The 1,201-nt window shown below is 62.9% G+C and carries 1 protein-coding gene; it reads left to right on the plus strand.

The window, feature by feature from the left end; genetic code table 11:
* Positions 1–81 precede the first annotated feature (81 nt).
* A protein-coding gene (locus GV161_RS30850) for an IS3 family transposase (protein WP_152012430.1) occupies positions 82–1,184 on the plus strand; the annotation gives its coding sequence in 2 pieces (ribosomal slippage) (positions 82–343 and positions 343–1,184; 1,104 coding nt in all).
* The last annotated feature ends 17 nt before the right edge of the window (positions 1,185–1,201 follow it).

Genomic DNA, 1,201 nt, shown 5'->3' on the forward strand with positions numbered 1-1,201 from the left:
TGATCTGAGCCCTTAAAACTGGATCGCTTTGGGCTAGAGTTTTCCGTGTCGTTTCCCTTGGGCTGGGAGGAGCGGAAGACGATGAAGGATTCGAAGTTCTCGGACGCCCAGAAGGCGTTCATCCTGAAGCAGGGCGCGGACGGGATTCCGGTGGCGGAGATCTGCCGCCGGGCCGGAATCAGCCAAGCGACCTATTTTAACTGGAAGAAGAAGTACGAGGGGCTGCTGCCGGCCGAGATGCGCCGGTTGAAGCAGCTCGAGGACGAGAACGCGAAGCTGCACAAGCTCGTCGCCGACCTGGCGCTGGACCGGGAGATGCTGCAGGACGTCATCCGGCGAAAGCTCTGAGGCCTGGTCGCAAGCGCGAGCTCGTCGGCGTGATGTGTGGCGAGTGGCAGGTGTCGATCCGGCGGGCCTGTGCGGTCCTGGAGTTCGACACGTCCAGCTACCACTACAAATCGAGCCGGCCCGACCAGGCCCTCTTGGCAGCCCGGATCAAGGCGATCTGCGAGACCCGCGTTCGCTATGGCTATCGCCGTGTCGACGTGCTGCTGCGGCGCGAGGGCTGGCATGTCAACCAGAAGCGGATTCGAAGGATCTACAATGAGTTAGGCTTGCAGCTCCGGAACAAGACGCCCAAGCGTCGGGTCAAGGCGAAACTGCGCGAGGATCGCGCACCGGCGACGCGGCCGAACGATGTCTGGGCGATGGACTTTGTCCATGATCAGCTCGCCACGGGCCGCAAGATCCGGGTGCTGACAGTGGTCGACACCTTCTCGCGCTTCTCGCCGGCGGTCGATCCCCGCTTCAGCTACCGGGCCGAGGACGCCGTCGCCACGCTGGAAAGGGTCTGCGGTAAACTGGGCTATCCGAAGACGATCCGGGTCGATCAGGGCTCCGAGTTCGTCAGTCGCGACCTCGACCTCTGGGCCTATGCCAAGGGCGTTACCTTGGACTTCTCTCGCCCTGGCAAACCCACCGATAACGCCTTCATCGAGGCGTTCAACGGACGCTTCCGCAGCGAGTGCCTGAACACGCACTGGCTCCTGACGCTTGCGGATGCGACGGAAAAGATGGAGGCTTGGCTCAGCTACTACAACGAGGATCGGCCGCACGGGGTCATCGGCAACAAGCCACCGATCCTGCTGCAAAATCCCGGCGGGACACCCAGCCCGCCGCCGTGATCAAAGGCCGGAAACTC

The sequence above is a fragment of the Bosea sp. 29B genome (assembly GCF_902506165.1).
GTDB lineage: Bacteria > Pseudomonadota > Alphaproteobacteria > Rhizobiales > Beijerinckiaceae > Allobosea.